General features: G+C 34.0%; 29 protein-coding genes and 2 pseudogenes. 22 read left to right on the top strand and 9 right to left on the bottom strand.

Annotated elements, in window-relative coordinates:
• Positions 1-77 precede the first annotated feature (77 nt).
• The 4 genes and pseudogenes from AC0OM3_RS14850 (at position 78) to AC0OM3_RS14835 (ending at position 3399) form a co-directional block, all read left to right on the top strand.
• Positions 78-1739 carry a peptide ABC transporter substrate-binding protein gene (locus tag AC0OM3_RS14850; protein WP_000824272.1) on the top strand — a complete coding sequence of 554 codons (1662 nt, stop codon included), beginning with the start codon at positions 78-80 and terminating at the stop codon, positions 1737-1739.
• 59 nt (positions 1740-1798) lie between these two features.
• Positions 1799-2215, top strand: a complete 417-nt coding sequence (gene fosB / locus AC0OM3_RS14845; RefSeq protein WP_474212248.1) for a FosBx1 family fosfomycin resistance bacillithiol transferase — start codon at positions 1799-1801, stop codon at positions 2213-2215.
• A 13-nt stretch (positions 2216-2228) separates the two neighbouring features.
• Positions 2229-2774: pseudogene (locus AC0OM3_RS14840) on the top strand (short-chain dehydrogenase).
• Between the two features lie 13 nt (positions 2775-2787).
• Positions 2788-3399: a phosphoserine phosphatase 1 gene (locus tag AC0OM3_RS14835; RefSeq protein ID WP_474212246.1), complete on the top strand. Its 612-nt coding sequence runs from the start codon at positions 2788-2790 to the stop codon at positions 3397-3399.
• A 45-nt stretch (positions 3400-3444) separates the two neighbouring features.
• Here the strand turns inward: AC0OM3_RS14835 and exsB are convergent, their stop codons facing one another.
• Positions 3445-4005: an exosporium protein ExsB gene (gene exsB, locus AC0OM3_RS14830; protein ID WP_000817483.1), complete on the bottom strand. Its 561-nt coding sequence runs from the start codon at positions 4003-4005 to the stop codon at positions 3445-3447.
• 181 nt (positions 4006-4186) lie between these two features.
• Between exsB and cotH the strand changes: the two genes are divergently transcribed.
• The 8 genes from cotH to AC0OM3_RS14790 all read left to right on the top strand — a co-directional run bounded on the left by cotH (position 4187) and on the right by AC0OM3_RS14790 (position 12043).
• A complete protein-coding gene (gene cotH / locus AC0OM3_RS14825; RefSeq protein ID WP_000938002.1) occupies positions 4187-5263 on the top strand; it encodes a spore coat protein CotH in 1077 nt (358 codons plus the stop codon).
• Between the two features lie 104 nt (positions 5264-5367).
• Positions 5368-5985 carry an NUDIX hydrolase N-terminal domain-containing protein gene (locus AC0OM3_RS14820; RefSeq protein ID WP_000695954.1) on the top strand — a complete coding sequence of 206 codons (618 nt, stop codon included), beginning with the start codon at positions 5368-5370 and terminating at the stop codon, positions 5983-5985.
• A gap of 104 nt (positions 5986-6089) precedes the next feature.
• On the top strand, positions 6090-6692 hold the full coding sequence (gene uptA / locus AC0OM3_RS14815) for an undecaprenyl phosphate transporter UptA (RefSeq protein ID WP_000880691.1): 603 nt from the start codon (positions 6090-6092) through the stop codon (positions 6690-6692).
• 102 nt (positions 6693-6794) lie between these two features.
• The gene (locus AC0OM3_RS14810; protein WP_000678843.1) at positions 6795-8174 is read left to right on the top strand and encodes a putative polysaccharide biosynthesis protein; all 1380 of its coding nucleotides are present in this window, start codon (positions 6795-6797) and stop codon (positions 8172-8174) included.
• Between the two features lie 333 nt (positions 8175-8507).
• Entirely contained in the window at positions 8508-9449 is a 942-nt protein-coding gene (locus AC0OM3_RS14805) for a magnesium transporter CorA family protein (protein WP_000932387.1), read from the top strand.
• A gap of 198 nt (positions 9450-9647) precedes the next feature.
• On the top strand, positions 9648-10544 hold the full coding sequence (locus AC0OM3_RS14800) for a permease (RefSeq protein ID WP_000418723.1): 897 nt from the start codon (positions 9648-9650) through the stop codon (positions 10542-10544).
• Positions 10545-10547: 3 nt separating this feature from the next.
• Positions 10548-11417: a TIGR03943 family putative permease subunit gene (locus AC0OM3_RS14795; protein WP_000488052.1), complete on the top strand. Its 870-nt coding sequence runs from the start codon at positions 10548-10550 to the stop codon at positions 11415-11417.
• Between the two features lie 119 nt (positions 11418-11536).
• Positions 11537-12043, top strand: coding sequence for an acyl-CoA thioesterase (locus tag AC0OM3_RS14790; RefSeq protein WP_131251384.1), 507 nt, complete (start codon positions 11537-11539; stop codon positions 12041-12043).
• A 127-nt stretch (positions 12044-12170) separates the two neighbouring features.
• Here AC0OM3_RS14790 and AC0OM3_RS14785 read toward each other — a convergent pair whose 3' ends face one another.
• A complete protein-coding gene (locus AC0OM3_RS14785; protein ID WP_000505094.1) occupies positions 12171-12257 on the bottom strand; it encodes a YjcZ family sporulation protein in 87 nt (28 codons plus the stop codon).
• A gap of 160 nt (positions 12258-12417) precedes the next feature.
• Here AC0OM3_RS14785 and cls point away from each other — a divergent pair, with 160 nt between their 5' ends.
• The 4 genes from cls (at position 12418) to AC0OM3_RS14765 (ending at position 15222) form a co-directional block, all read left to right on the top strand.
• The gene (gene cls / locus AC0OM3_RS14780) at positions 12418-13602 is read left to right on the top strand and encodes a cardiolipin synthase (RefSeq protein ID WP_003300934.1); all 1185 of its coding nucleotides are present in this window, start codon (positions 12418-12420) and stop codon (positions 13600-13602) included.
• A 31-nt stretch (positions 13603-13633) separates the two neighbouring features.
• Complete coding sequence (locus tag AC0OM3_RS14775) at positions 13634-14092, top strand: spore coat protein (RefSeq protein WP_000340562.1); 459 nt, start codon at positions 13634-13636, stop codon at positions 14090-14092.
• A 225-nt stretch (positions 14093-14317) separates the two neighbouring features.
• Positions 14318-14497 (top strand): hypothetical protein, encoded by a 180-nt coding sequence (locus AC0OM3_RS14770; RefSeq protein WP_001045967.1) that lies wholly within the window; start codon positions 14318-14320, stop codon positions 14495-14497.
• 101 nt (positions 14498-14598) lie between these two features.
• Complete coding sequence (locus tag AC0OM3_RS14765) at positions 14599-15222, top strand: NAD(P)-dependent oxidoreductase (protein WP_000861628.1); 624 nt, start codon at positions 14599-14601, stop codon at positions 15220-15222.
• A gap of 24 nt (positions 15223-15246) precedes the next feature.
• Here AC0OM3_RS14765 and AC0OM3_RS14760 read toward each other — a convergent pair whose 3' ends face one another.
• The 3 genes from AC0OM3_RS14760 to AC0OM3_RS14750 form a co-directional block, all read right to left on the bottom strand.
• Positions 15247-15729 carry a DUF456 domain-containing protein gene (locus AC0OM3_RS14760; protein WP_000217337.1) on the bottom strand — a complete coding sequence of 161 codons (483 nt, stop codon included), beginning with the start codon at positions 15727-15729 and terminating at the stop codon, positions 15247-15249.
• Position 15730: 1 nt separating this feature from the next.
• Positions 15731-17038, bottom strand: coding sequence for a hemolysin family protein (locus AC0OM3_RS14755; RefSeq protein WP_000353731.1), 1308 nt, complete (start codon positions 17036-17038; stop codon positions 15731-15733).
• A gap of 208 nt (positions 17039-17246) precedes the next feature.
• The gene (locus AC0OM3_RS14750) at positions 17247-18116 is read right to left on the bottom strand and encodes a hypothetical protein (RefSeq protein WP_061884087.1); all 870 of its coding nucleotides are present in this window, start codon (positions 18114-18116) and stop codon (positions 17247-17249) included.
• A 256-nt stretch (positions 18117-18372) separates the two neighbouring features.
• On the opposite strand from AC0OM3_RS14750, the gene cbpA reads away from it, so the two are divergent.
• Positions 18373-19020, top strand: a complete 648-nt coding sequence (gene cbpA / locus AC0OM3_RS14745) for a cyclic di-AMP binding protein CbpA (protein ID WP_001220526.1) — start codon at positions 18373-18375, stop codon at positions 19018-19020.
• 76 nt (positions 19021-19096) lie between these two features.
• Positions 19097-20442 (top strand): IS3-like element ISBth10 family transposase gene (locus AC0OM3_RS14740; protein WP_474212237.1). Its coding sequence is split into 2 segments (ribosomal slippage): positions 19097-19538 and positions 19538-20442, totalling 1347 coding nucleotides; the frame shifts between segments, so codons are not numbered across the junction.
• Positions 20443-20455: 13 nt separating this feature from the next.
• Here AC0OM3_RS14740 and AC0OM3_RS14735 read toward each other — a convergent pair.
• Entirely contained in the window at positions 20456-21433 is a 978-nt protein-coding gene (locus AC0OM3_RS14735; protein ID WP_474212235.1) for a zinc-dependent alcohol dehydrogenase family protein, read from the bottom strand.
• Between the two features lie 327 nt (positions 21434-21760).
• A pseudogene (locus AC0OM3_RS14730) lies at positions 21761-21945 on the bottom strand (hypothetical protein).
• Positions 21946-22048: 103 nt separating this feature from the next.
• Here AC0OM3_RS14730 and AC0OM3_RS14725 point away from each other — a divergent pair.
• From AC0OM3_RS14725 to AC0OM3_RS14715, 3 genes are all read left to right on the top strand, one after another.
• On the top strand, positions 22049-23266 hold the full coding sequence (locus tag AC0OM3_RS14725; protein WP_000738695.1) for a sensor histidine kinase: 1218 nt from the start codon (positions 22049-22051) through the stop codon (positions 23264-23266).
• The gene (locus AC0OM3_RS14720) at positions 23256-23900 is read left to right on the top strand and encodes a response regulator (RefSeq protein ID WP_000876838.1); all 645 of its coding nucleotides are present in this window, start codon (positions 23256-23258) and stop codon (positions 23898-23900) included. The genes AC0OM3_RS14725 and AC0OM3_RS14720 overlap by 11 nt, the downstream gene beginning before the upstream one ends.
• A gap of 166 nt (positions 23901-24066) precedes the next feature.
• Positions 24067-24465, top strand: coding sequence for a hypothetical protein (locus AC0OM3_RS14715; protein WP_000479289.1), 399 nt, complete (start codon positions 24067-24069; stop codon positions 24463-24465).
• A 65-nt stretch (positions 24466-24530) separates the two neighbouring features.
• On the opposite strand, the gene AC0OM3_RS14710 is transcribed toward AC0OM3_RS14715, so the two are convergent.
• Positions 24531-24671 carry a YflJ family protein gene (locus AC0OM3_RS14710; protein WP_000273536.1) on the bottom strand — a complete coding sequence of 47 codons (141 nt, stop codon included), beginning with the start codon at positions 24669-24671 and terminating at the stop codon, positions 24531-24533.
• 154 nt (positions 24672-24825) lie between these two features.
• Between AC0OM3_RS14710 and AC0OM3_RS14705 the strand changes: the two genes are divergently transcribed.
• Positions 24826-25188 (top strand): hypothetical protein, encoded by a 363-nt coding sequence (locus tag AC0OM3_RS14705; RefSeq protein WP_000582785.1) that lies wholly within the window; start codon positions 24826-24828, stop codon positions 25186-25188.
• A 26-nt stretch (positions 25189-25214) separates the two neighbouring features.
• On the opposite strand, the gene AC0OM3_RS14700 is transcribed toward AC0OM3_RS14705, so the two are convergent.
• Complete coding sequence (locus AC0OM3_RS14700; protein ID WP_000539547.1) at positions 25215-25400, bottom strand: YhzD family protein; 186 nt, start codon at positions 25398-25400, stop codon at positions 25215-25217.
• Positions 25401-25473: the final 73 nt, after the last annotated feature.

The raw sequence follows: 25473 nt of genomic DNA, 5'->3' as shown, positions 1-25473 counted from the left end.
AAATAATCAGAATCTTTTGTATAATGAAATATATTATATAGGATTTAACTTATACATATAGATTGGGGGAAGGAAGAATGAAGAGAAAGACAACAACAATTGCTGCACTTGCGTTAACGACGAGTGTATTGGTTGCAGGATGTGGGAATGGTGAGAAGGCTTCGACAACGAAGAAAGAATCGAATAAGGGAATGGCCGATAAACAAGTTTTAAATTTGCTAGAAACAGCTGAAATTCCTTCAATGGATACATCTAAATCAACGGATTCTGTATCTTTCCGTGTATTTGTAAATGCAATGGAAGGTTTATATCGTCTAGATAAAGATAATAAACCAACACCAGGTATGGCAAAAGATGTGAAGATTAGTGAAGATAAAAAGACATATACATTTGAATTACGTGATGCGAAATGGTCAAATGGTGATCCAGTTCGAGCACAAGATTTTGTATATGCATGGCAACGTACATTAGATAAAGCAATAGCGGCAGAATATGCATTCATTTTATTTGATGTGAAAAATGCACAGAAAGTAAATAAAGGTGAATTACCAGCAGATCAATTGGGTGTTAAAGCGAAGGATGATAAAACGTTGGTAGTAGAATTAGAGCAACCAGCACCTTATTTTCTTGAGCTTACGTCGTTCCCTACATTTTTCCCATTAAATGAAAAATATGTGAAAGAGCAAGGAGATAAATACGGATTAGAAGCAGATAAATTAGTATATAATGGACCATTTACAATGAGTCAATGGAAACATGAACAAAATTATCAGTTGAAGAAAAATCCTAATTATTGGGATAAAGATACTGTAAAGTTAGACGAAATTAATGTAAGTATTGTGAAGGAAACAAGCACGGGAGTAAATTTATATGATAGTGATCAAGCAGATCGAGTTATTTTAACTTCTGAATTTGTTGATAAATATAAAAAGAATAAGCCAGATGAATTTAAAACGAAGTTAGATCCACGCATATATTTCTTACGTTTTAACCAAAAAAATGCAACATTTAAAAACCAAAAGGTACGTGAAGCGATTGATTTAGCATACGATAAAAAAGGAATTGCTGATGTCATTTTAAATGACGGTTCATTGCCAGCATATTTCTTAGTACCTGAAAAATTCACGACAGGTCCGGATGGAAAAGATTTCCGCTCTGTAAATAAAAACTTCCGTGATAGTAAAGATAATGCAGAGAAAGCAAAAAAATTATGGGAAGAAGCGAAGAAAGAGCTTGGTCAAGATACAATTACGGTTGAATTACTAAACGATGATAACGGTAGCCGTAAAAAAGTGGGCGACTTTATTAAGGAAGAACTAGAGAAAAACTTGCCTGGTATTAAAGTGAATTTGAAACAGCAACCATACAAGCAGAAGCTAGATTTAGAAAAGAAATTCCAATATGAATTCTCATTATCTGCATGGAGCCCTGATTATCCGGATCCAATGACTTATATTGATATGTTTGTTACTGGAAGCTCATTTAATGAAATGGATTATTCTAATCCGAAGTATGATGATTTAGTAGCGAAATCAAAAGGAGAGCTATTAAAAGATGATAAAGCACGCTGGAATGCACTTGCGGAAGCTGAAAAAATCTTAATTGGTCAAGACGCAGCAATTTCTCCTACGTACCAACAAAGTACAGCTTATTTAGAGAAGCCGTTTGTAAAAGACATTGCTAACCATACGTTTGGTGGGGACTTCAGTTATAAATGGGCATATATTACAAAAAAATAGTATAATGAAAGATGAGTGAATTTTCGCTCATCTTTTATTTGTATAAGGAGGAATTATAGTTGTTAAGGGGAATCAATCATATTTGTTTTTCGGTATCTAATTTAGAAAACTCTATTATGTTTTATGAAAAAGTATTAGAAGGAGAATTATTAGTTAAAGGAAGGAAATTGGATTATTTTAACATATGTGGAGTGTGGATAGCGCTTAATGAAGAGACGCATATTCCGAGAAATGAGATTCATCAATCTTATACGCACATTGCATTTTCTGTTGAACAAGAAGATTTTAAATGTCTAATAAAGCGATTAGAAGAAAATGATGTTCATATTTTACAAGGAAGAGAACGTGATGTAAGAGATTGCGAATCTATATACTTTGTTGATCCTGACGGTCATAAATTTGAATTTCACTCAGGGACACTGCAAGACCGTTTAAATTATTATAGAGATGAGAAACCTCATATGACATTTTATTAGGGAGGGATAGTATTTGCATGCACTTGTAATTGGTGGAACAGGAATGCTAAAGAAAGTTTCTATGTGGCTTTGTGAGAAGGGATTTTATGTTTCTATTATCGGGCGAGACGAAGTGAAATTAGAAAATGTTAAGCAAATGAGTTCTGCACCAGAAAATATTACATGCCTTTCGTTAGATTAGCATAATGATGAAGATGTAAAGCTAGCTATTAAAAGTACAATTAAGAAAAATGGCCCGATCACATTAGTTGTTGCATGGGTACACACAAGTGCAAAACATGCACTATCAAATATTTGTAAAGAACTAGATTTGTCGTCTAAAACATATAGTTTATTTCATATTTTAGGTAGTAAAGCATCACGTATGCCTGCACAAAAAATGGGGAGTACGCGATGTATTTATCATAGAATTATTTTAGGTTTTATTTTAGAAGATACATATGGAAAATGGCTTACTCATGAAGAGATAGCTGATGGAGTTATAAAAGGGATTGAAAGTAAACGAGCGGAGTGGATTGTAGGGAGAGTTGAACCGTGGGAATTACGACCAACATGGTGAGGGGGAGTAAGAAATGAAAACAACTATATATGTAACAAGGCATGGTGAAACAGAGTGGAATGTAGCGAAGCGAATGCAGGGACGAAAAAATTCTGCTTTAACTGAAAATGGTATAGTTCAGGCGAAACAATTAGGAAATCGAATGAAAGATTTACCAATCCATGCGATCTATAGTAGTCCGAGCGAAAGAACACTTCATACGGCAGAGTTAATAAAGGGGGAACGTGATATACCCATTATAGCGGATGAGCATTTCTATGAAATCAACATGGGTATATGGGAAGGAGAAACAATCGCGGATATAGAAAAGCAATTTCCACAAGAAGTACATCTATTTTGGAATGAGCCACATCTTTTTCAGTCAACATCAGGCGAAAATTTTGAGGCCGTTTATGAAAGAGTAATTGAAGGGGTGCATCTTCTTTTAGAGAAGCATAAAGGACAAAACATATTGATTGTTTCTCATGCGGCAGCAGCAAAATTACTTGTAGGGCATTTCGCGCGAATTGAAATAGAAAATGTGTGGGATGATCCATTTATGCATAGTGCCAGTTTGAGCATAATAGAATTTGAAGAGGGTATTGGTAAAGTGAAACAATTTGCAGATATAAGTCACTTTCAATAAATATAAAAAAGGCCGCAAAACGGCCTTTTTTTGGTGGTATAAAAACTAGCAGTTACGTTTTTTATACCAGAAGTGATCGAATTTCTTATTTTTGCAAGATGGGAATTTATGTCCGCCTTTGCAATCATTCCATTTGTGTCCGCTATCGTGACAGTCTTTACCATGATCACATGAATCATCGCAAGAGCCACCGTGTCCGTTAGGGAAGAACTCGCATTTTTTACAGTAACATCGTTTAGTCCAGTAAAATTTCTTTTCAAAGCGTACACATTTTGTAACGAAAGTACAATGTTTTCTACGCGTACGTTTTGTAACTAAAACGCATTCTTTTCTACGTGTTACTTTCGTAACGAACGTCCATTTTTGAACGCGTACGCGAGTACATTTCGTAACAAATGTCCATTTTTTTACATGAGTACATTTTGTAACGAAAGTACAATGTTTCACACGAGTACATCTTGTTCTTGGGCAATTACAATCATCGCTACATTCAACTTTTGAAGAGCAATCATCATCGCATTCAAAAGTACTTGGATCTTGGTGTAAGAAATCCTCCATCCCAGCACTTTTGATTTCTTCAACAGCTTTTCTAATATCACGTTTCATAGAAATCCTCCTTATCATGTATTAAGTTGAAAAGGTATTCTTTTTCCTTAACATGATATGTATATAGGCATCTTTCTGAACAGGACAAGAGTGTAATTTTCTATAAATAGATGATAGCGGATGTATGGACAAGACAAGGCGCATACATTGAATGAAGAGAACTGAGAAGGGATGAGAAAACATGCTGCCTTCATATGATTTTTTTGTTCATCCAATGTACTTAGTGGAATTGAAAAAGGACATTTGGTCAGATAGTCCAGTGCCAGCAAAATTAACTTATGGAAAAAAGAAGTATGATATTGATATCGTATACCGAGGAGCTCATATTCGCGAATTTGAGAAAAAGTCTTATCATGTTATGTTTTATAAGCCTAAAAAATTTCAAGGTGCGAAAGAGTTTCATTTGAATTCGGAGTTTATGGATCCGTCTCTCATACGAAATAAATTATCTTTAGATTTTTTTCATGATATTGGTGTACTTTCGCCAAAATCACAACATGTATTTATAAAAATTAATGGTCAAATTCAAGGTGTGTATTTACAGTTAGAATCCGTTGATGAAAATTTTTTGAAAAATAGAGGATTACCGAGTGGTTCTATTTATTATGCGATAGATGATGATGCGAATTTTTCATTAATGAGTGAACGAGATAAAGATGTTAAGACGGAGCTTTTTGCGGGTTATGAATTTAAATATTCGAATAAAAATAGTGAAGAACAATTGAGTGAATTTGTATTTCAAGCGAATACTTTGACGAGGGAAGCCTATGAAAAAGAAATTGGGAAGTTTCTACATGTAGATAAATATTTACGATGGTTAGCAGGAGTTATTTTTACGCAAAACTTTGATGGTTTTGTTCATAACTATGCACTATATCATAACGATGAAACAAACTTATTTGAAGTTATACCGTGGGATTATGATGCGACTTGGGGGCGAGATGTACAAGGGAGACCACTTAATCATGAATATATTCGCATTCAAGGGTATAATACGTTAAGTGCAAGATTGCTAGACATACCTGTATTTAGAAAGCAGTATCGAAGTATTTTAGAAGAAATATTAGAAAATCAATTTACAGTTTCGGTTATGAGGCCGAAAGTAGAAGGGTTGTGTGAATTGATTCGTCCATATTTACTACAAGATCCATACATGAAAGAAAAATTAGAAACATTTGATCAAGAGGCTGATATGATTTATGAATATATAAATAAAAGAAGAAAATATATACAAGACCACTTACATGAATTGGATTAATTTTGAAAGAGATTGAAACGTTATCAATCTCTTTTTTTTGTATAATAAAGATGTATCAATAAAAATGAAGTAATATATTTCATAGAGAATGGGGATGCGGATATATGAAAATTAAATGGATTGATTGGGTAAAACAAATACAATCTATAGCTCAAGCGGGTTTAACGTATTCTAAGGATGTGTATGATATTGAGCGTTTCCAGCAATTACGAGATATTTCTATTTCAATGATGTCACATTACACGAAAACAGATTGGGAAGTCGTAGAGAAATTATTTGCAAGTGAGACAGGCTATCAAACACCTAAAGTTGATATAAGAGCAGTTATTTTTCAAAATGAAAAGTTATTATTTGTGAAAGAAAAAAGCGATGGGAAATGGGCATTGCCAGGTGGATGGGCTGATGTCGGTTATACGCCAACCGAAGTTGCAGCAAAAGAGGTTTTTGAAGAGACTGGTTATGAGGTAGATCATTTTAAGTTACTAGCTATATTTGATAAAGAAAAACATCAACCATCTCCATCGGCAACGCATGTATATAAGATTTTCATTGGATGCGAGATTATTGGTGGAGAAAAGAAAACTAGCATTGAAACAGAAGAGGTGGAGTTTTTTGGTGAAAATGAATTGCCTAATTTATCATTTGCTAGAAATACAGAAGACCAAATTAAAGAGATGTTTGCCTACATGAAAGACCCGCAGAAAGAGAAATTAATAGATTAATCCTGCTTGAATTGTACATATTGTTAAAATGAAGATATTGGCAGATTGCAGCCTTTATGTAATAATGGGATGGTATGTGAAGAAAAAAGGAGATAAAAAAGAACATGTTAGCAAACATAATAGATCAGTTATTGCAATTTTTCGCAAGCTTAGGTTACTTTGGGGTAGCTCTTGCTTTAATGATTGAAGTAATCCCAAGTGAAATTGTACTTTCGTATGCTGGCTTTTTAGTAGCGAATGGTAAAATTAGTTTTGTTGGTGCAGTTATCGCCGGAACGATTGGTGGTACTTTAGCACAAATCTTTTTATACTGGCTTGGATACTACGGAGGGCGTCCGGTTGTAGAGAAATATGGGAAGTATCTACTTATTAATAAACATCATTTAGACATAGCGGAAGGTTGGTTTAAGCGTTATGGAGCAGGCGTAATATTTTCTGCGCGCTTTATCCCAGTAGTACGTCATGCGATCTCTATTCCAGCAGGACTAGCTAAGATGCCATTAAAACTATTTACACTTTATACGGTTGTAGCGATCATTCCGTGGTCAATTCTATTTATATACTTAGGTGAAAAACTTGGTGGGAATTGGCGACAAATTAAAGAGTATGCATCTGATTACACACATTACATAATTATAGGAGCTGTTCTTTTTATTGCTCTATACTTTGGTTTAAAGTATTTCAAAAAGAAAAAAGCAGCGCGTTAAAGTCAATGATTTTTCATTGGCTTTTTTTATTTGTTTCGGTTCGGTTCTAAAAAAAAAGAGTTGTCCATAATGTATAATAATAAAGCGTAGCGGAGGAATGTGATGAAAGGGTCACCGTTTATACGTGGAACGATATTTTTAACGATGGCAACGATGATATCAAAAATGTTAGGATTTATATATGTTATACCATTTACAGCAATGGTCGGTACGAGTGGATACGTTTTATATACGTATGCATATCGCCCTTATACAATTATGCTCAGCATTGCGACAATGGGATTACCACTTGCAGTTTCAAAAATGGTATCAAAATATGATCAACTGAATGATTATCATACGGTTAAGAGAGTGTTGAAAAGTGGAATCGTGTTTATGTTTATAATGGGAGTCATTTCGTGTTTTACGTTATATATGCTAGCTCCGCATTTAGCTAAGCTTGTCATCGATGGGAATGATCAAACGGGGAATAGTGTAGGAGCGGTTACTACTAATATTCGAATTGTAAGTTTTGCGTTAATACTTGTGCCAGTAATGAGTTTATTAAGGGGCTTCTTTCAAGGATTCCAATCGATGGGGCCTTCTGCATTAAGTGTAGTTGTAGAGCAATTTTTTCGGGTTTTAACCATTTTAATAGGAAGCTTTGTCGTTTTATATATTTTAAAAGCATCTGTCTCGCTAGCAGTTGGTATTTCAACATTTGGTGCCTTTATGGGAGCGGTAGGTGGATTAACTGTTTTAAGTGCGTATTATATGAGAAGGAGAAGGCACTTAAAGAAAAAAGAAATGGCAAGTATATCACAAACAACGAAATCTTTTTTCTCGCTTTATAAGGAGCTCTTTACATATTCTATTCCTTTTGTTGTGGTGGGCTTAGCAATTCCGTTGTATCAGACGATTGATACATTTACAATTAATAAACTACTTATACAAATAGGGTATATGCAAGGAGAAGCGGAAAAAATTAATGCGATAATTGGTCTTGTTCAAATGGTTGTGCTCATCCCGGTATCCGTTGCCACAGCTTTTAGTATGTCTCTCGTACCAGAGATGACGAAAGCTTACACAGCAGGAAATACGAAGCTATTGTACAAACATTTTACGAGAACAAATGTATTAGTAGTAGCGATTACGGTACCGGCGGCAATTGGAATGATGGTGTTAGCCAAACCTGTATATACTCTTTTATTCGGTGCTGGAAATGATCCAGAGGTGGGGAGAATCATTTTACAGTATTATGCTCCTGCTTGCATACTATTTTCTCTTTTTACAGTAACGGCTGCTATGCTACAAGGAATCAATCAACAGCAGAAGACGGTGCTAGGACTAGTGATTGGAATTATTATGAAGATAGTTCTAAATATTGTATTGCTTCCGTATTTCGATTATGTAAGTTTTATCATTTCAACATACGCGGGCTATACGATTTCAGTCGGGTTTAACTTGTGGATGCTTTCTAAATATGTTATAAAGGCAACATAAGCTTTTAAGGCAGAGAGCACTCTGTCTTTTTCTATGTTTATCCCGCTTTAACGGGCAGTGAGACCCTCACCTCAAAATGCAGCGAAAGAAAAGAAGTTTGGTTGGGGGCGGGCTGCCCGTAAAATCCCGATTTGTGAGGGCTAATAATCAGCGGGGGATAAAGCTACCTACTGATTAAAGTTTCACTTTATAATATTTTTCCTATAAAAACGTTTTCAAAATAATTTTTCTATTGAAATTTAAACGTATGTTTCATATGCTGAGAATGTCGGTTTAAAAACTGTGATTTAAGAGAGGTAGATTCCTACATGTAAAAAGAATCGGGGTGATAGTATGTTAAATATATATTTAACAGACCGAAACGGAAAACTACAAGAGATTGAGGAAATGCAAAAGGGATGCTGGATTAATGTACTTCATCCAACAGAAGAAGAAATTCAATATCTAGTACAAACTTTAAATGTAGACTTAGATTTCATTAAAGATCCTTTGGATGATGAAGAACGCTCTCGTATTGAAAAGGAAGACAATAATACTTTAATTATCGTGGATATTCCGACAGTTAGACATGACGAAGAAGGAAATTCGATTTATGACACGATTCCAATAGGTATGATTGTGATGCCGGATTGTTTTGTTACAATTTGCTTAGAAGAGAATCCAATTTTTGAACGTTTTATTAATCAACGTATTAAAGAATTTTATACGTTTAAGAAGACGCGCTTTGCACTTCAGCTCTTATATACGATTTCTACTTATTATTTAAGATACTTAAAGCAAATAAATCGAAAAACAATTGATTTAGAGCATCAATTAAATAAGTCGATGAAAAATAAAGAGATTTTCACATTGCTAGGCCTTGAGAAAAGTTTAGTATACTTTACGACGTCATTAAAGGCTAATAAAATTGTAATTCAAAAGTTAATGCGTAACAGTACATTTTTAAAAATGTATGAAGACGATCAAGATTTATTAGAAGATGTATTAATTGAAAATAAACAGGCTATTGAAATGGCGGAAATATATAGTCACATTTTAAGTGGAATGATGAATACTTTTAGCTCCGTTATATCAAATAATTTAAATAGTGTTATGAAACTGTTAACGTCAATTACAATCATTTTATCTTTACCGACGATGGTTTCTAGTTTCTTTGGAATGAACGTAAAGGTTCCATTTGAAGGTGAGGCTCAAGGTTTTGTAATTGTACTCATAATATGTGCAACATTATCTTGCGCTTTAGCATTTGTATTTTGGAAGAAACGTTACTTTTAACGATAGGAAAGCTGCTCTAGCATAGTTATACAACTGCGCTAGAGCAGCTTTTTTGCTATGAAATCTCAAATTTTGAATAGAATATAACTTGTACAATGTAATGTATATAAAGGGTATGTATTCCATATAAACCTTGTCCAATTAATGAAATGGGGTTAAAATTACATATTGTTAATGAAAAGTTGGAGGAAATACATCATGGAATTGTTTCAATTACCGAAAGCATTCCTGCAAATGAATACAATTTTTATCTCCATATTAATCGAGGCACTTCCTTTCGTGCTCATTGGTGTATTTATTTCAGGATTCATTCAAATGTTTGTTACAGAAGATATGGTAGCAAAATGGATGCCGAAAAACCGATTTCTGTCTGTTTTAATGGCTACTTTTTTAGGGATGATGTTTCCGGGCTGTGAATGTGGAATCGTTCCGATTGTAAGGCGATTAATCGGAAAAGGGGTTCCGCCATATGCTGGAATTGCATTTATGTTAACTGGGCCAATTATTAATCCAGTTGTTTTATTTGCAACATACGTTGCCTTTGGAAGTAGTATGCACATGGTATGGTATCGTTCTATTGTAGCGATTATTGTAGCCATTATCGTTGGAATTATATTATCATTTATGTTTAAAGAACATCAATTAAGAGATGATCACTTCCCAGAAGTGAATCATAAGCGTCCATTACGTAAAAAAATGTGGGATGTGTGTACGCATGCTGTTGAGGAATTTTTCTCGATGGGAAAATATTTAGTATTAGGTGCGTTAATTGCGGCTGCAGTTCAAACGTTTGTACAAACTTCAACACTTCTTGCTATAGGACAAGGGCCGTTCTCTTCACCAGCTGTTATGATGGGACTTGCTTACATTTTATCACTTTGTTCAGAAGCAGATGCATTTATTGCTTCGTCATTCCAAAGTACATTTTCAACAGCATCACTTGTCGCGTTCCTTGTTTACGGACCAATGGTGGATATTAAAAATATGTTTATGATGCTTGCGACATTTAAAACAAAATTTGTAATTGTCGTTACAGTTACAGTTACACTTGTTGTTTATGCAAGCTCACTACTCATTTATGCGATAGGGTGGTAGGTTATGTTTCGAGCGTATATATTATTAGGTTTTACAATATTAATTGCGCAGCTTCATATTTCAGGCAATATTACGAAGTATATCAATATGAAGTATGCCTATTTATCAACAACAGCAGCTATTATTTTAGGATTCTTAACGATTGTTCAAATTATTATCGTTTTCCAAAAAGAACATCAAAAAGAGAAGGAACAGCACAATTGTGGTTGCGATCATAGCCATTGCGGACATGATCATTCAAAAGATGAGAATACGTGGTGGAAAAAAGCATTTTCGTACACATTGTTTTGTTTTCCGATAGTCACAGGATTGTTTTTCCCGATTGCAACATTAGATTCCGACATTGTTAAGGCGAAGGGATTTCATTTTCCAGTAGCACAAGCAGAAAGTAAAGATCCATTTATGACAAGGCAATTTCTAAGACCTGATACGAGCATTTATTACGGGAAAGAAGGATACCGAGGTGTAATGGAAAAAGGTAAAAAAGAATTTGTTACGAAAGATAGTATTAATTTAAAAGACGAAGATTTTCTAAAAGGGATGGAGACAATTTATAATTATCCTGGTGAGTTTACTGGGAAAAAATTATCCTATAAAGGGTTTGTTTTCAGAGATGATTCATCTAAAAAAGAACAATACTTCTTATTCCGTTTCGGTATTATACATTGCGTAGCAGATTCTGGTGTGTATGGTATGTTAGTGAAAAAACCAGAAGGTGTAGAGTGGAATAATGATGACTGGATTCAAGTAGAAGGAGAGATAACTACTGAGTTTTATCAGCCGTTTCATGCAAATATTCCTGTATTAGAAGTAACAAAATGGAATAAAGTTGAACAGCCGAAAGAACAATATGTATTTAGAGGAGCCGATTGATAAAATCGGTTCTTTTTTGTGGACTAAAAGTTCTGAATGTTGTTAATATTAAATGTGTAGTTCATTTAGTATAGTGACTATTAAAATGTTAGGGATAAATCATTAAAGGGGTGATAACAATGACGGAAGTAAAAGGAAAAACTGCCAATGAGTCAAGAGTGTTCAAAACGAGCCGAGTATTTCCAACAGATTTAAATGATCATAACACGCTATTTGGTGGGAAGATATTAGCGGAGATGGATATGGTTGCTTCTATTTCAGCATCCAGACATTCGAGAAAGGAATGTGTCACAGCATCTATGGACTGGGTTGATTTCTTACATCCTGTTCGTTCTTCAGATTGTGTTAGTTATGAATCTTTCGTAATTTGGACGGGGAGAACTTCGATGGAAGTGTTTGTGAAGGTAGTGGCTGAAGATTTAATCTCAGGTGAGAAGCGTATAGCGGCAACGTCATTTGTTGCTTTTGTTGCACTTAGTAAGGAAAATAATCCAGTTCCTGTACCGCGTGTTATCCCTGAAACAGAAGAAGAGAAAGAATTACATCGTATTGCTGTATTACGTGCAGAACAGCGTCATATACGTAAGGCAGAGAGTAAGAAAGTAGCTACATTGTTAACTTTTTGAGATGAATATTTAGCCATTTAAGTTACTATAGCAGGCGGAAATGATTTTAAAATGAAAAGCGGACACCTAAAAAATAGGTGTCCGCTTTTATAATTTTTTCATCCACATATCATATGACAGTAGCTACTTAGCAGAAGCAAGCAGCACCGACGATGATTAAGAGGATAAATAATACGACTAATAGCGCAAATCCATTACCATGTGCGAAGCCCATTGTTATTTCCTCCTTTTATTTTAAGATACAACATACAATATGCAAATGAGCTATTGTTTGATATGGACATATATCATGTAATGACATATTTTCTTGAATGATAATGTAATAAAAAAGGGAAGATATAGAAATAACAGTAAGTGGAGAAAGGAATTTATCCATGAAGTACTTTTTCGCTATAATCCTTTGTTTAATAGGTGTATTCATTTGGATGAATATCGATGTAGAAATGGGGAAGGAAATGGCTAGTGAATATGAATTAGGAAAAGTTCGATTAGGTGAATTTCAACTATATACGAACGGTGAAGAGTTATATAGGAAATTATTTGACGATATAAACGATGCAGAAAAGTATATATATATCCATTTTTATATTGTAGGAAAAGACGAAATAAGCCAAGAGTTTTTACAGTTATTAGAGAAAAAAGCATCTAGCGGAGTAGAAGTGAAATTGTCAGTCGATCGGGTAGGCGGATATAAGCTGAAGAAAAAGGTAATTAGCCGATTAAAAGAAAACGGTGTGAAGTTTACATTTAGTAAGAAACTGAAACTGAAAAATGTGTTCTATTCTTTGCATCAACGGAATCATAGACGTATTGTTACGATTGACGGAAAAGTATCATATATCGGCGGCTTTAACATTGGAAAGGAGTATCTTGGACAAAATCCGAAATTTGGTCCGTGGCGTGATTATCATGTACGAGTCAAGGGGAATGGTGCCACGGATATGGAAAGAAAATTTGCTGCTGATTGGAAAGAAGATACAGGAGAAAAAATGCCTATACATGAAAGTATACCTACATTAGGGAATGTGAAATATCAATATTTATTTTCAGATGGAAAAGGTTTATGGGAAAAATATGGAGCACTATTAAAGCAGGCTAAAAAATCTTTAATTATTGCTACGCCATATTTTGTACCAAGTAAAGAAATGATGAAAGAGTTAAAAGATGCATTAAACCGGGGTGTCAATGTGAAAATTCTCGTACCGTTTAAAAGTGATGCCATATTGTTAAAACAAGCTGCTTATCCGTATTTGAAAGAGATGAACCATGTTGGAGCTGAGATCTATCAATATCAGAATGGTTTTTTTCACGGGAAAGTAACAATCATTGATGGAGAAATTGTTGATATTGGGACAGCGAATTTTGATAATAGAAGTTTTTATTTAAATTGTGAGTCTAACTGTATCATATATGATAAAACAGCTGTTGATGAAGTATGGAGTCGATTACAGGTAGACTTTCATAAATCAAAAAGATTTTCAGAAGAAGACTTTGAGAAAATTAGTAAATGGGATTGGTTTTTAGCAAGAATAGCAAACGTTATAGCATCATATTTATAACATATAGACAATAGAGAAGGGAGGCACTTTCATGGACTGTATGAAAGAATTAATGAGATATAGTTATATGCTCATATATCAGGTTGGGGAGTATACAGTAGAGGTGAGAGACGAAGAATTAAAGGAGTTATTGCAGCAGCATTTACCATATATGTTACAAGCATATAATGAGCAAGTGAACTTTCAAGAAGGAGAGAATGTACAGCATATTACTTGTGAACCTCTTCCATTTCATTTGCATGAAATAGAAGAGGAAACGGAATATAAAGATACAGGAGATATCTATATTGCTACTGCATATATTTCGCATTTAAAACGATTAGCACTAAAGTTTGCTCAAGTTGCAGTGGAAGTTGCTAATCCGGAGTTTCGCTCATTTTTGGAAAATTGTTTCCTGAAAATGAACCGTTACGCTTATAGTGTGTGGCAATATGTTATGAAGAAGGAATATAAGATTACACATCTATATGAAAATGAAAAGTTTGCATGAGAAACTAAGGCGGAATGGTATGCGCCTTAGTTTTTTACGTCCATTGAGAGAAAATAACTAGTTTTATTGTGTATCGATTGGAAATGGAATATATAAATTAAAATCAAGTTTTGTTATCAGAAAATTTACAATAATTTACCGTATATTTACTGTTTTTCAATCTCTCCTTTAAAAATAGAGAGTAATATGGGATTGTACATATTCTATCACAAGGAGGAAACGCAAATGAACAAATGGGTTAAATCATTGACTGCTATGGCACTTGCAAGTTCTTTATTAATGGTAGGTTGTAGTAAAGGTGAGGATAAGAAGAAAGAAGAAGATACAACTACACAACAAGAGGACAAAAAGGATAAAGAAACAAGTGGAACTGAGAAGTCTACGGATTCTAAAGAAAAGAAATAAAGTAATAATAGAGCTTCCTCTTACATATGAGGAAGCTTTTTTGTTGTAATTTGATTGAGAGTATTGAAAAATAGAGAAAGAAGGAAAGAGGAGGGAAATAAATGAAAGTATGCATATTGGGAGCAACGGGACGAGTAGGTTCAAATATAATAAAATTAGCACTAAAGGATTCAGCTGAAGTGACAGCATTAGCACGTGATTTAAGTAGAATAGAAATACAACATGAAAGGTTGCGAGTGATAGAAGGTAATGTATTAAACGAAAATGATATAAAGAAAGCGATAGAAGGAAGTGATATAGTAATTAGTGCACTTGGAACGGATCAAAATGGAACATTAGCGAAGAGTATGCCACAAATTATAAAGGAAATGGAAGAAAAAGGGGTTCGTAAAATCATTACAATAGGAACAGCTGGTATTTTACAAGCAAGATCAAATCCCAATTTATATCGTTTTCAATCAACGGAATCCAAAAGGAAAACGACAACGGCAGCAGAAGATCATTTGGCTGCATATAAGGTACTAAGTAATAGTAATCATTTATGTTGGACAGTTGTTTGTCCGACACATTTAATAGACGGTGAGGCGATAAAGGTATATCGAACTGAAAAAGATATATTGCCAGAAGGTGGATCAAAAATTACAGTAGGTGATACAGCACACTTTGCATGGGACCTATGCAAGAAAAACATATATGAAAATAGTCGAGTAGGTATTGCATATTAAAAAACCATCCCGAAGTCGGGATGGTTAAAAGATGATATAACATACGAAGATGATAATCATAATGATTTGGAGAATTGCTTTCGCTACTGTACTGCTTAAAAAACCAACTACAGTAGCGACTCCAACTAGAAAGGCATCTTTTGGCGCTTTTTTATGCACTAGTTCTGTTATAAATACTGATAAGAACGGTATGATAATAAGTCCGAATGGGGGGAAGAAGAACGATCCGACAATGATAGAAATCATTCCGACACGTTCGCCCCATTTAGAACTACCGTATTTTTTTAAAAAATATCCATTTGCAATAAAGTCAGCAACGAAAATGAAAAGAGTAAAAATGATTTGAATAATCCAAAAAGAAGTTGTTAATTCTCCTCCATTTATACCGAAATGGTAAATCAAATATCCAGCCCAGACAGCTAGTATGCCAGGGATAATTGGATAAATAAAGGCGAGAAATGAAACAACGAAACAGGCAATGATACAAATTGTTAATAAAACAGTCACTTTATAGCTCCTTTTTAATATCTAGTTTATGTACAGCAACTTTTTTGACTTGATGTCCATCAAGTTCTAATACTTTAAATTGAAAACCAGCATATTCAATGGAATAGCCAGCTTCAATATTTAAGTCAATTGCTTGAGAGAGAAGCCATCCTCCGATTGTATCTAAATCACTATCATCAATATGTAGGCCAAAGATATCATTTACTTCAGAAATAAGCACCTTTCCATCTAAAACAGTAAGCTTAGGCGTACGTTTTTCAATCATAGGTGATTCATCCGCATCGAATTCATCTTGAATTTCTCCAATGATTTCTTCAAGAATATCTTCCATCGTTAAAAGCCCGGCAGTTCCACCATATTCATCCATAACGATTGCCATCTGAACACGATTTTTTTGAAGATGTACTAACGTTTTACGAATTGGAACTGTTTCAAATACAGTTAGAACAGGATGTATATAAGATTCAAGTGGTTTATAAATACCTTTTGTTTGATCATGGAATACTTCTTTCGTATTGATCATCCCGATAATATCATCTTTATCTTTTTCAATGATTGGATAGCGTGTATATTTTTCAGTAGCGACGATATCCATATTTTCTTCTAACGTATTTTCAGTAGATAGGCAAATCATTTCGGTACGAGGAACCATAATTTCTTTTGCAACTCGATCATCAAATTCAAAAATATTATTTACATATTTATATTCGGTTTGGTTTATTTCACCACTTTTAAAACTTTCACCTAATATGAGTCGCAATTCCTCTTCAGAATGAGCCAGTTCATTTTCTTTCGCAGGTTCTAATCCGAGTAGTTTTGTAAAAAATATAGCTGTACTATTGAGCAGCCAAATGAATGGATACATAATTTTATCAAATAAAATAAGCGGTCTTGCAAATTTAAGTGTGATTGCTTCTGCTTTTTGAATTGCGAAAGACTTTGGAACTAACTCACCTAATACAACGTGGAAAAATGTAATAACGCTAAAAGCGATAATAAAAGATAAAGTGTTAGCCATTGTTCCAGTAATATTAATTTTTTCAAAGAGCGGTCGTAGCAAATGTTCTACAGTCGGTTCACCAAGCCAACCAAGCCCTAAAGAAGTGATTGTAATCCCGAGCTGACAAGCTGATAAATAAACATCTAAATTTGATATGACACTTCTTGCAGCTAAAGCTTGTTTATTACCTTCATTTGCAAGTTGGTCAATTCGACTTTTTCGTACTTTTACAACAGCGAATTCTGATGCAACGAAAAAGCCAGAAATAAGAATAAGTACAAAGATGAGAAAAATATTTAATATGTCCAAGTGTATTCTCCATTCCAAGGTTTGGAATAAAGATGTCACCTCCTGCAATTATGTTATACTTTTATAATAAATCCAAATGAAAAGAATAGTCAAAGGAAAAGGGTAAATATTGGTATGTTTCTGTAATAGTTTTTGAATTTGCTGTTATTTTGTCCGCTATACAAAAGGAATAACCCTCTACTTTTAGATTATAGAGGGTTATTTCAAATTAAGGTTTTGGAACACTTCTCGTTAAAGTGTATGACTGTTGCTTGGAGTAATTTGTGGTCCATAGTGTTTGAAGGAAAGAAAGCATGCTATAAGGGATATAGAGTAGTAATAAGCCGATTGTAACAATTATGGGGGAATTTCCGCCAAATTGAACGATAAATTGTAACAGTCCATTTGCATGAAAAACGCATTCCATAAAAACGAATGAAAGAATAATGGAACCTAAAATTGATTTATGATTCGAAGTAAGCGCCAAAAACAATGTATCCACAAGAAAAGAATCATGTTTTATTTCATATTCATTTTTGTTTTTCAAGAAAGGAATCCATTTTTGTACTGCTTGCATAACGATAATCATGGAAGTACTACATACGATAATAAAAGATGAGTAGTAAGGAAGGTTTATAAATTGTGCAACGTATAGAAGTAGTAATAAGACTGAACATTGTAATACTACAGTGCAAAAAGAGTAAGGTATCCAATTTAATACAGTAGTAAACTTTTTAAACGAGTTAGGTAATTTGAAAAATAAATGGCCGATACCCAAACTTATGAAAAATCCGATCGCAAGGGTAAAAGTAAAACGAACAATCGATATAAAATATATTTCCCATATGTAAGGGAATAATGGTGTTGAATGATTAGAAGTATGTATCATTTGGTTTGCTGAGAAAAAGATAGATTCATGCATCCAATCAACCTTTGGAATTGATATAGAAGAAAGCTGTGCGAAGTTTTGAAAAATGCTAATAAATCCATTTTGATAAGAGTAATTGTGTGTAGTAAAAAGAGCTGGAATAGGACTTATGGCAAAAATAACAATAACACCAATTATAAATTTACATATATGTGAGTGTAATAAGGACATATAACCACCTGCTCTTGGAATATTCAGAAAATTCTTATTCTTATTTTAGCTTTTTTTGAAAGAAGTTACAATATATTTTTCATTCAGCAATTCAGAGAGAAGATTTGATAGCAAAAATATGCAAGTGAAGGATTGATGAATAAATTATGACAAGAAAATGAATAATTTTCAGAAAAATAAAATAAATTATTTATTTTTTTCTGAAAATATAATATAGTTATGGCACAGAAAGTATTTTAACATAAGGAGGCTTTTTATGAGGATTAAAGGGAATTACGTGCCGAAAAGGGAAGTTTTACTGTGCTCAAGTTCGATTACGATAGGGGAAGCGTTAGAGCATTTAAATAAAACAGGGTATCGTTGTGTACCAGTTTTAGATGAAAAAAAAGAGAAATTTTTAGGGAATATATATAAAGTAGATATTTTAGAATATAAAGGATCACTTGATGAGAGTGTAATACAATTATTAAACGATAAAGAAGGATTTGTGAGAGAAGATTCATCTTTCTTTAAAGTATTTTTTACAATAAAAAAATTGCCTTATTTATCAGTAGTTGACGAAAAAGGGGTTTTCCTTGGAATTTTAACGCATAAAAAAGTTTTTGAGTTATTAGAGGATGCATGGGGCGTTCACTCTAGTAAATACTCTGTCATGATTGGGACGCAAGACTATAATGGAGCAATCCAAAAGTTATCGACAGTTTTAAAGAAATACACTGGTATTCAAAGTTTGATGACTTTTGATAATGATGCCTTATTAGTTCGTAGAATTATGTTTACATTAGGAGAAGAGTTTAACGACGGTGAATTAGAGACATTATTGAAAGATTTAGAAGATCACGGATTTAGAGTTGTGTATGTGGAAGAGATGAAAAATCCACGTGAAGTTGAAACGATAGAGTAACATAACAAAAGCCCACCTAATTATGAAGTGCACCCCAATTGTTAGACACAGTCTAACAATTGGAGGTGCATTTTTTATGGCTAAATTTTCTTCAAAAGAAAAAATCCAAGCGGTGAAACGATATTTAGATGGTACAGAAAGTGGAAAAACAATTGCTAAATCTATAGGAGTTAACCCTAGCGTACTTCGTGAGTGGATTAGACGATATGAGTCTTCAGGTGAAAAGGCCTTTGAAAAGTGCTATACATTCTACCCAGCCCAGTATAAACTAGATGTACTTTATTATATGAATGAACACGGGACATCTATCAGAGAAACAGCGGCACTTTTCAATATACCGTCTTATGAAACACTTCGGAAATGGAAAATAGCTTATGAAACAGGAGGATTGGATGCCCTACAATCAAAGAAAAAGGGGCGTCCAACCATGAAAGATAAAAAAATAAAACCAGTAGATGAAGGATCAATCGAAGCCTTACAAGCGGAAAATGAACGTTTACGTATGGAAAATTCATATTTAAAAAAGTTGAATGCCTTAGTTCAAAACAAAGAAAAATCACCAAACAAGACAAAGCGCAAGTAATCTACGAGTTAAGGCATGAATTTCCTATCAAGGAGTTACTTCAACTCGCAAACATTCCACGTAGTACGTACTATTACTGGATGAAACATTTTAATCGTCCTGATCCAAATGCGGAGGTAAAAGAACTGATTCAAGCTATTTATAATGAACACGATGGGTGTTATGGTTATCGTCGTATTCGTGATGAACTTATGAATCGTGGACACAAAGTAAATCATAAAAAAGTGTATCGTCTTATGAAAGAATTAGGGTTAAAATGTCTGGTTCGTATGAAAAAATATCGCTCTTACAAAGGGACAATTGGGAAAATTGCACCAAATATTTTAAATCGCAACTTCCAAGCTGAAAAACCAAATGAAAAGTGGGTTACAGATATTACGGAGTTTAAGTTATTTGGGGAGAAGTTATACCTATCACCAATGTTGGATTTATTTAATGGTGAAATTATCACGTATACAATTGGTTCAAGACCGACCTATTCCCTTGTTTCAACGATGTTGGACCAAGCCCCTTATTGTGTAACCGATCCGGATAAACTCCTCATTCACTCTGATCAAGGTTGGCACTATCAAATGAAACAATACCGTCATTCTCTTAAGAATTGTGGCATAACTCAAAGTATGTCTCGCAAAGGAAACTGTTATGACAATGCCGTTATTGAAAATTTCTTCGGTATCATGAAATCGGAATTTCTGTATCGAAAAGAATTTGAAAGTATAACACATTTCAAACAAGAGTTAGCAAAGTATATAGAATACTATAATCATAAAAGAATTAAGGCAAAATTAAAGGGTATGAGCCCAGTACAATACCGGGCTCATACCCTAGAGGCTGCCTAATGAAACGACCTGTCTAACTTTCGGGGTTCGTTTTCTCAGCGGACTGCACAACATCAACTGCTGCTTTCACATCTGCTAAGTCATACGTAGAATGTACCGTCATAAAACACAATTGCTTATTTTCTACTAAGCGAATTAAGTGACGAAACGTTTCTTGCCATTTATATGGTGACACTTCTTTATTCCAATGTCGTAAATGAAATATGTTCGCGTGTACTTTGGCTTTCGTGACAATTTCTGCCCAGTTTACTTGTATTCCTGATAGAAGACCGATCGTTAAAAAGTGCCCGTTTGGACGTAAGGAGAAAGCTAATTCATTTCCAGCCGATCCCCCGATAGAATCAATTGCAGCATCCGCACCGAGCCCGTTTGTTAATTCCATAACAGTTTCATAAAGCGGGGCAGTGGAAGTATCAATTACATATGCAGCACCAAGGCGCAGTAATTCTTCTGTATGCTTATTATTTCTTGTAACAGCAATTAATCGGAAGTTTAAAATTTGTGATAACTGAGCAAATAGATGTCCAATAGCGGATCCACAAGCATTCACTAATAAAACGTCATTACTCTGTAAGTTTAACGTTTCTGTACAAGTAACCCACGCCGTAAGAGGGTTAATATACATTTGCGCCGCTGTAAAATCATCGATGGAATCAGGGATAGGGACTACAAAATCAGCTGACGTCTTCACATACTCCTGCCAAGTACCTTCTCCGCGTAACGGTAAAACACGTTTACCGATAAGGTCTCTCGTAACGCCCGCACCTACATCTTCTACAATACCAACACCTTCATAACCAGGTATGTTAGGTAAAGGAATTCTATGAGCGTACGCTCCGGTTATTGGAATTAAGTCAGATGGATTAATCGGTCTAACTAACATACGGACCAAAACTTCATTCTCTTTTAGTGGTTCTATATTTTTATATTCAACTTGTAATACATCTTTTGGGTTGCCAAACTTGTGAAATTGAATGTGTTTTCCGTGCACGATAAATGTTCCCCCTTGGTTTGATAGGATTAATTATAGCATTTTTGGTTGGAGTGATTATTTGGTTATCAAAAAATAAAAGGGAACAGAAATTCTTCGTTTATCTATTTGATAAAATCGGTTTCTTCTGAATACGTAGTAATATAAGAAAAAGACGCTCTTGTGAGCGTCTTTTTCTAACTTGAGATAGATGCATTATTATTGTTCTACTAGGTTACATAGTTCTCGTATAAAGTTTTCTCACACAAATGATCTGTATATCAATTTGCTTTTGATATACAGATCATTTGTATGATAATTATTATAGATAATTGCTGAATGATAACCTTACATGAATGCTTTTAAAAGTTCTTGAACTAATGGAATTACTCCACCTACAAATTTTAAAACTGCCATTGCGATTTCCATATGAGTGCCTCCTTTTTTAAGGGTAAGATACAATAAATCTTTATACGCTTATTATAGTGAGCGCTTACAATTATATCAATGCATTTCGATATGCAATATTTCATATTTGTATTCTGTAATGGGGATGGGAGAAAGCCCCACTAATTAAAGTTTCACTTTATCAAAATGTAAGCTGCATCTTGTATAATATAATGGTGGAGGTCGAATATGAAAAAAATGAATTCAAATATAGACGTGGATACAAATGTATTGGAAGCGGTATTTATTCCAAGAAGGTTTATTGTTTTATGGATTACACTCGTATATATAGCTTCAATGCTTTTAGAATTTCGTAATAATATTCTCTCAATGGATAGTTTCTTCTTCACAATAATTATTGTTATTCATACTATCTTTCATTGGTATGCAAGTTCATTAAAGAATAGACAATTGTTGTATTTCTTTTTTGTACAACTCTTCATTGTGTTTCTTGCTGCATTTATTGTACCAAATGGTTCAATAGCTATTTTTGTTGGATTAACCCCTATTTTAATTGCCCAAAGTTTATATGTTTATAACAATATATTTAAAGTAATGGCGGTTTTCACTCTCATGTATGCCATATTTTGTACTGCGATTAGTATGAATTATGGTGTGAATAAAGTAGCTATTCTTATCTCTATGTTCCTTTTAGTACTAGCAATTATTATTCCTTTTTCTTATATTAATAAGCAGCAATATGATGCACGTAATCGTATACAGAGCTACATTCAAGAGTTAGAGTCTGCATATATGAGAGTAGAAGAATTGACATTAGCTAATGAAAGGCAACGAATGGCAAGGGATTTACATGATACGTTAGCGCAAGGTGTAGCGAGCTTAATTATGCAATTGGAAGCAATAGAAGCCCATATGCAAAAAGGGAATACAGGGCGATCGCAAGAGATTATGAAACAAACTATGATAAGAGCGAGACAAACTTTACATGACGCAAGGCTGGTTATTGATGATTTGCGTCATACTACTAATTCATTTAATAAAGCTGTAGAGGAAGAAGTTCAACGTTTTTCTGAGGCTACGTCTATACATGTGAGATTTACTATTCAAAGTCCCCCGCATATTTCAAGATTAGTAAAGGAACATTGTTTATATGTAATTAGTGAATGTTTAACGAATATCGCAAAACATTCACAGGCAAAAGATGTAAATTTGAAAGTTGAATATAGTGATAACCTTGAAAAACTTACTATTGAAGTTGAAGATAATGGAATTGGTTTTGACACTGGATATATCGGTAAGAATCCTGGACATTACGGCTTAATTGGCTTAAATGAGCGAGTTCGATTGATTAATGGAGAAATACATATATTGAGTGAAAAGATGAAGGGTACGAAAGTGTGTATTCAAGTACCTATTAATAATGAAGGAGATAGCGATGAAGTATAACGTATTAATTGTGGATGATCATTTCGTTGTAAGGGAAGGTCTGAAATTAATAATAGAAACGAGTGATTCATTTCAAATTATAGGTGAGGCTGCAAACGGAGAAGAAGCCCTTTCTTTCATAGAAAAAAAGAAACCTGATGTTATTTTAATGGATTTAAATATGCCTAAAATGAGTGGTTTAGAAACAATTGAGGCTTTAAATAAAAAACAAAATCATACGCCGATTATTATATTAACAACTTATAACGAAGATGAATTAATGTTAAAGGGAATTGAGCTAGGAGCAAAAGGATATTTGCTAAAAGATACGGATCGTGAGAATTTGTTTCGAACATTGGAAGCGGCTATTCGAGGTGAGATTTTACTACAACCTAATATTATGGAAAAGATAGTGAATTATAAAAGGAAAGAAGTATATGCTGATAAGGTTGAAGAAAATAATTTAACAGAAAAAGAATTGTTTGTGTTGAAAGCTATTGCGCGTGGAAATAAGAATAAAGAAATTGCATTCGATATGGGAATAGCTGAACGAACAGTAAAAGCGTATTTAACAAATATATATAATAAATTAGGTGTTAATTCAAGGTCAGAAGCAGTAGCTGTATCTATTGAAAGGAAGTTAATTCATTTTTAAAACGTTATATATGCCCAATCGTACATTATAGGCTTGCCCTTTTGTACGATTTTTTTATTATTTTCTCATGTTATGCTTTAGAAAGTATGAGAGATTTAAGAACGCTCTAATTGCATTACACAGACGTTTTTAATGTGGGAAAGGAAGAATGGGGGAGTTAGCGTAGATGTTTCTACTTATTACTACATTTGATAGGTTTATTTGGCTGGGGAATGTTGCTTCGTCTTCAGAAAAGATTAACAGGAATCTAGCGTTTTCGAGGGCTGAAGAAAGTAATGCTAATTTGCGTAAAAAGAAATGTATAGGTTCAATTAATAATATGCATCAAAAAATAACGATAGCTTCTGTGGAATATGGTCATAATTTTGTGTTGGGTCGTGCAGAACCTCATTCAACAATTGTCATAACAAGTGGTGATATGTATGTTGGAAGCGGACGGGTTAATAAGTATGGGAAATTTAAAGTATGTACGAATGATTATCTAGAAAGAGATTTGGTAATAGAGATTCAGTTAATAATGGGTGGTTTTTATCAAGAGAGTATAACGGTAAAGATAGAACGTTAAGATAGAATTATTTCTTTTTTTCCACTATATAAAAAGGAAGCAACCGTAGTTGCTTCCTACATCAATTAAGCCGAAGCCTTCTTCATTCTCTCAAGTAAACTAGATAACACATGCGTACGATAAGATTCTAGTTTTTTACCTTCATAAGTACGGATACCTAATTTTTTAAGTTCTTTTACATACCAACCTTTGCTTCCGAAATACATGTGATCGCTCCCCTTCAACTTTGTTTTTATTTATCCTGATTGCATATGGAGGTACAGGAATTATAATGAAGGAAATGAATTTCGCACGAAAATGGTTAACTTTGTTGCAAAAGACATATATACTAAAGATAGTATACAACGAGGTGGACAAGACGTGATTATAGAGAAGCACGAAATTCAAATTGACCAAATTACGAGTGGTAAAGTGAATATCTTTACTTTCTATAGAAATAGAAAGCAAATTGATGATCATTTTTTACGATTACAAGAACCATCGCTTACAGCAAACTACTTCTTCCATTTTCATTTTGATGCAGAGAGCTTGCATCTATTGCAGAAAGAGTTTCCGAGCGTATATCCGTACGACGGTAGTGAAACGATTCACGACTGGACGGAAAAGATGAAAGCAGAATTGCAACATCAGATCCAAACAGGTAAATGGAATAAACGCGTACGTATCGGTAATCGCATTCTAGATGTGGTGTTTACGTGGTGTGACGAAGATATAGTAGAGTGAAAAAGAAGCGGATGACGCTTCTTTTTTTAGCGCTGGAATAAAACGAGCTTACCTGCAGAAGATGTGCAGCGATGTGTTTTCTCATACAATCCTTTTTCTTTTAAAATAGATTCACCTTTTGCTTTCGCTTCTTTTTCAGTTGCCGCCTCGAATGATTCGTCTAATGCTTTAGAACCATCTTTTTCAAAGACTGTTAGAACGTATACTCCCATGAAAATTCCCTCCAATAATAAAATCAGAATCTTATAACTATTTTGGCATAAATCACTAGAATATGCAAAGAAA

It is taken from the genome of Bacillus sp. FAU20 (assembly GCF_056033865.1).
Note: the sequence above shows the minus strand (reverse complement) of the source record. Positions and strands in the feature narration are given on the sequence as shown.

What these genes read in the sequence shown, in the direction of transcription:
- cbpA (WP_001220526.1), top strand. Translation starts at nt 18,373, where the DNA reads ATGAGGATTAAAGGGAATTACGTGCCGAAAAGGGAAGTTTTACTGTGC.
- AC0OM3_RS14850 (WP_000824272.1), top strand. Translation starts at nt 78, where the DNA reads ATGAAGAGAAAGACAACAACAATTGCTGCACTTGCGTTAACGACGAGT.
- AC0OM3_RS14785 (WP_000505094.1), bottom strand. Translation starts at nt 12,257, where the DNA reads ATGGGCTTCGCACATGGTAATGGATTTGCGCTATTAGTCGTATTATTT.
- AC0OM3_RS14700 (WP_000539547.1), bottom strand. Translation starts at nt 25,400, where the DNA reads ATGGGAGTATACGTTCTAACAGTCTTTGAAAAAGATGGTTCTAAAGCA.
- exsB (WP_000817483.1), bottom strand. Translation starts at nt 4,005, where the DNA reads ATGAAACGTGATATTAGAAAAGCTGTTGAAGAAATCAAAAGTGCTGGG.
- AC0OM3_RS14835 (WP_474212246.1), top strand. Translation starts at nt 2,788, where the DNA reads ATGAAAACAACTATATATGTAACAAGGCATGGTGAAACAGAGTGGAAT.
- uptA (WP_000880691.1), top strand. Translation starts at nt 6,090, where the DNA reads ATGTTAGCAAACATAATAGATCAGTTATTGCAATTTTTCGCAAGCTTA.
- cotH (WP_000938002.1), top strand. Translation starts at nt 4,187, where the DNA reads ATGCTGCCTTCATATGATTTTTTTGTTCATCCAATGTACTTAGTGGAA.
- AC0OM3_RS14715 (WP_000479289.1), top strand. Translation starts at nt 24,067, where the DNA reads ATGTTTCTACTTATTACTACATTTGATAGGTTTATTTGGCTGGGGAAT.
- AC0OM3_RS14800 (WP_000418723.1), top strand. Translation starts at nt 9,648, where the DNA reads ATGGAATTGTTTCAATTACCGAAAGCATTCCTGCAAATGAATACAATT.
- AC0OM3_RS14820 (WP_000695954.1), top strand. Translation starts at nt 5,368, where the DNA reads ATGAAAATTAAATGGATTGATTGGGTAAAACAAATACAATCTATAGCT.
- AC0OM3_RS14720 (WP_000876838.1), top strand. Translation starts at nt 23,256, where the DNA reads ATGAAGTATAACGTATTAATTGTGGATGATCATTTCGTTGTAAGGGAA.
- AC0OM3_RS14805 (WP_000932387.1), top strand. Translation starts at nt 8,508, where the DNA reads ATGTTAAATATATATTTAACAGACCGAAACGGAAAACTACAAGAGATT.
- AC0OM3_RS14790 (WP_131251384.1), top strand. Translation starts at nt 11,537, where the DNA reads ATGACGGAAGTAAAAGGAAAAACTGCCAATGAGTCAAGAGTGTTCAAA.
- AC0OM3_RS14750 (WP_061884087.1), bottom strand. Translation starts at nt 18,116, where the DNA reads ATGTCCTTATTACACTCACATATATGTAAATTTATAATTGGTGTTATT.
- AC0OM3_RS14770 (WP_001045967.1), top strand. Translation starts at nt 14,318, where the DNA reads ATGAACAAATGGGTTAAATCATTGACTGCTATGGCACTTGCAAGTTCT.
- AC0OM3_RS14710 (WP_000273536.1), bottom strand. Translation starts at nt 24,671, where the DNA reads ATGTATTTCGGAAGCAAAGGTTGGTATGTAAAAGAACTTAAAAAATTA.
- cls (WP_003300934.1), top strand. Translation starts at nt 12,418, where the DNA reads ATGAAGTACTTTTTCGCTATAATCCTTTGTTTAATAGGTGTATTCATT.
- AC0OM3_RS14795 (WP_000488052.1), top strand. Translation starts at nt 10,548, where the DNA reads ATGTTTCGAGCGTATATATTATTAGGTTTTACAATATTAATTGCGCAG.
- AC0OM3_RS14810 (WP_000678843.1), top strand. Translation starts at nt 6,795, where the DNA reads ATGAAAGGGTCACCGTTTATACGTGGAACGATATTTTTAACGATGGCA.
- AC0OM3_RS14775 (WP_000340562.1), top strand. Translation starts at nt 13,634, where the DNA reads ATGGACTGTATGAAAGAATTAATGAGATATAGTTATATGCTCATATAT.
- AC0OM3_RS14725 (WP_000738695.1), top strand. Translation starts at nt 22,049, where the DNA reads ATGAAAAAAATGAATTCAAATATAGACGTGGATACAAATGTATTGGAA.
- AC0OM3_RS14765 (WP_000861628.1), top strand. Translation starts at nt 14,599, where the DNA reads ATGAAAGTATGCATATTGGGAGCAACGGGACGAGTAGGTTCAAATATA.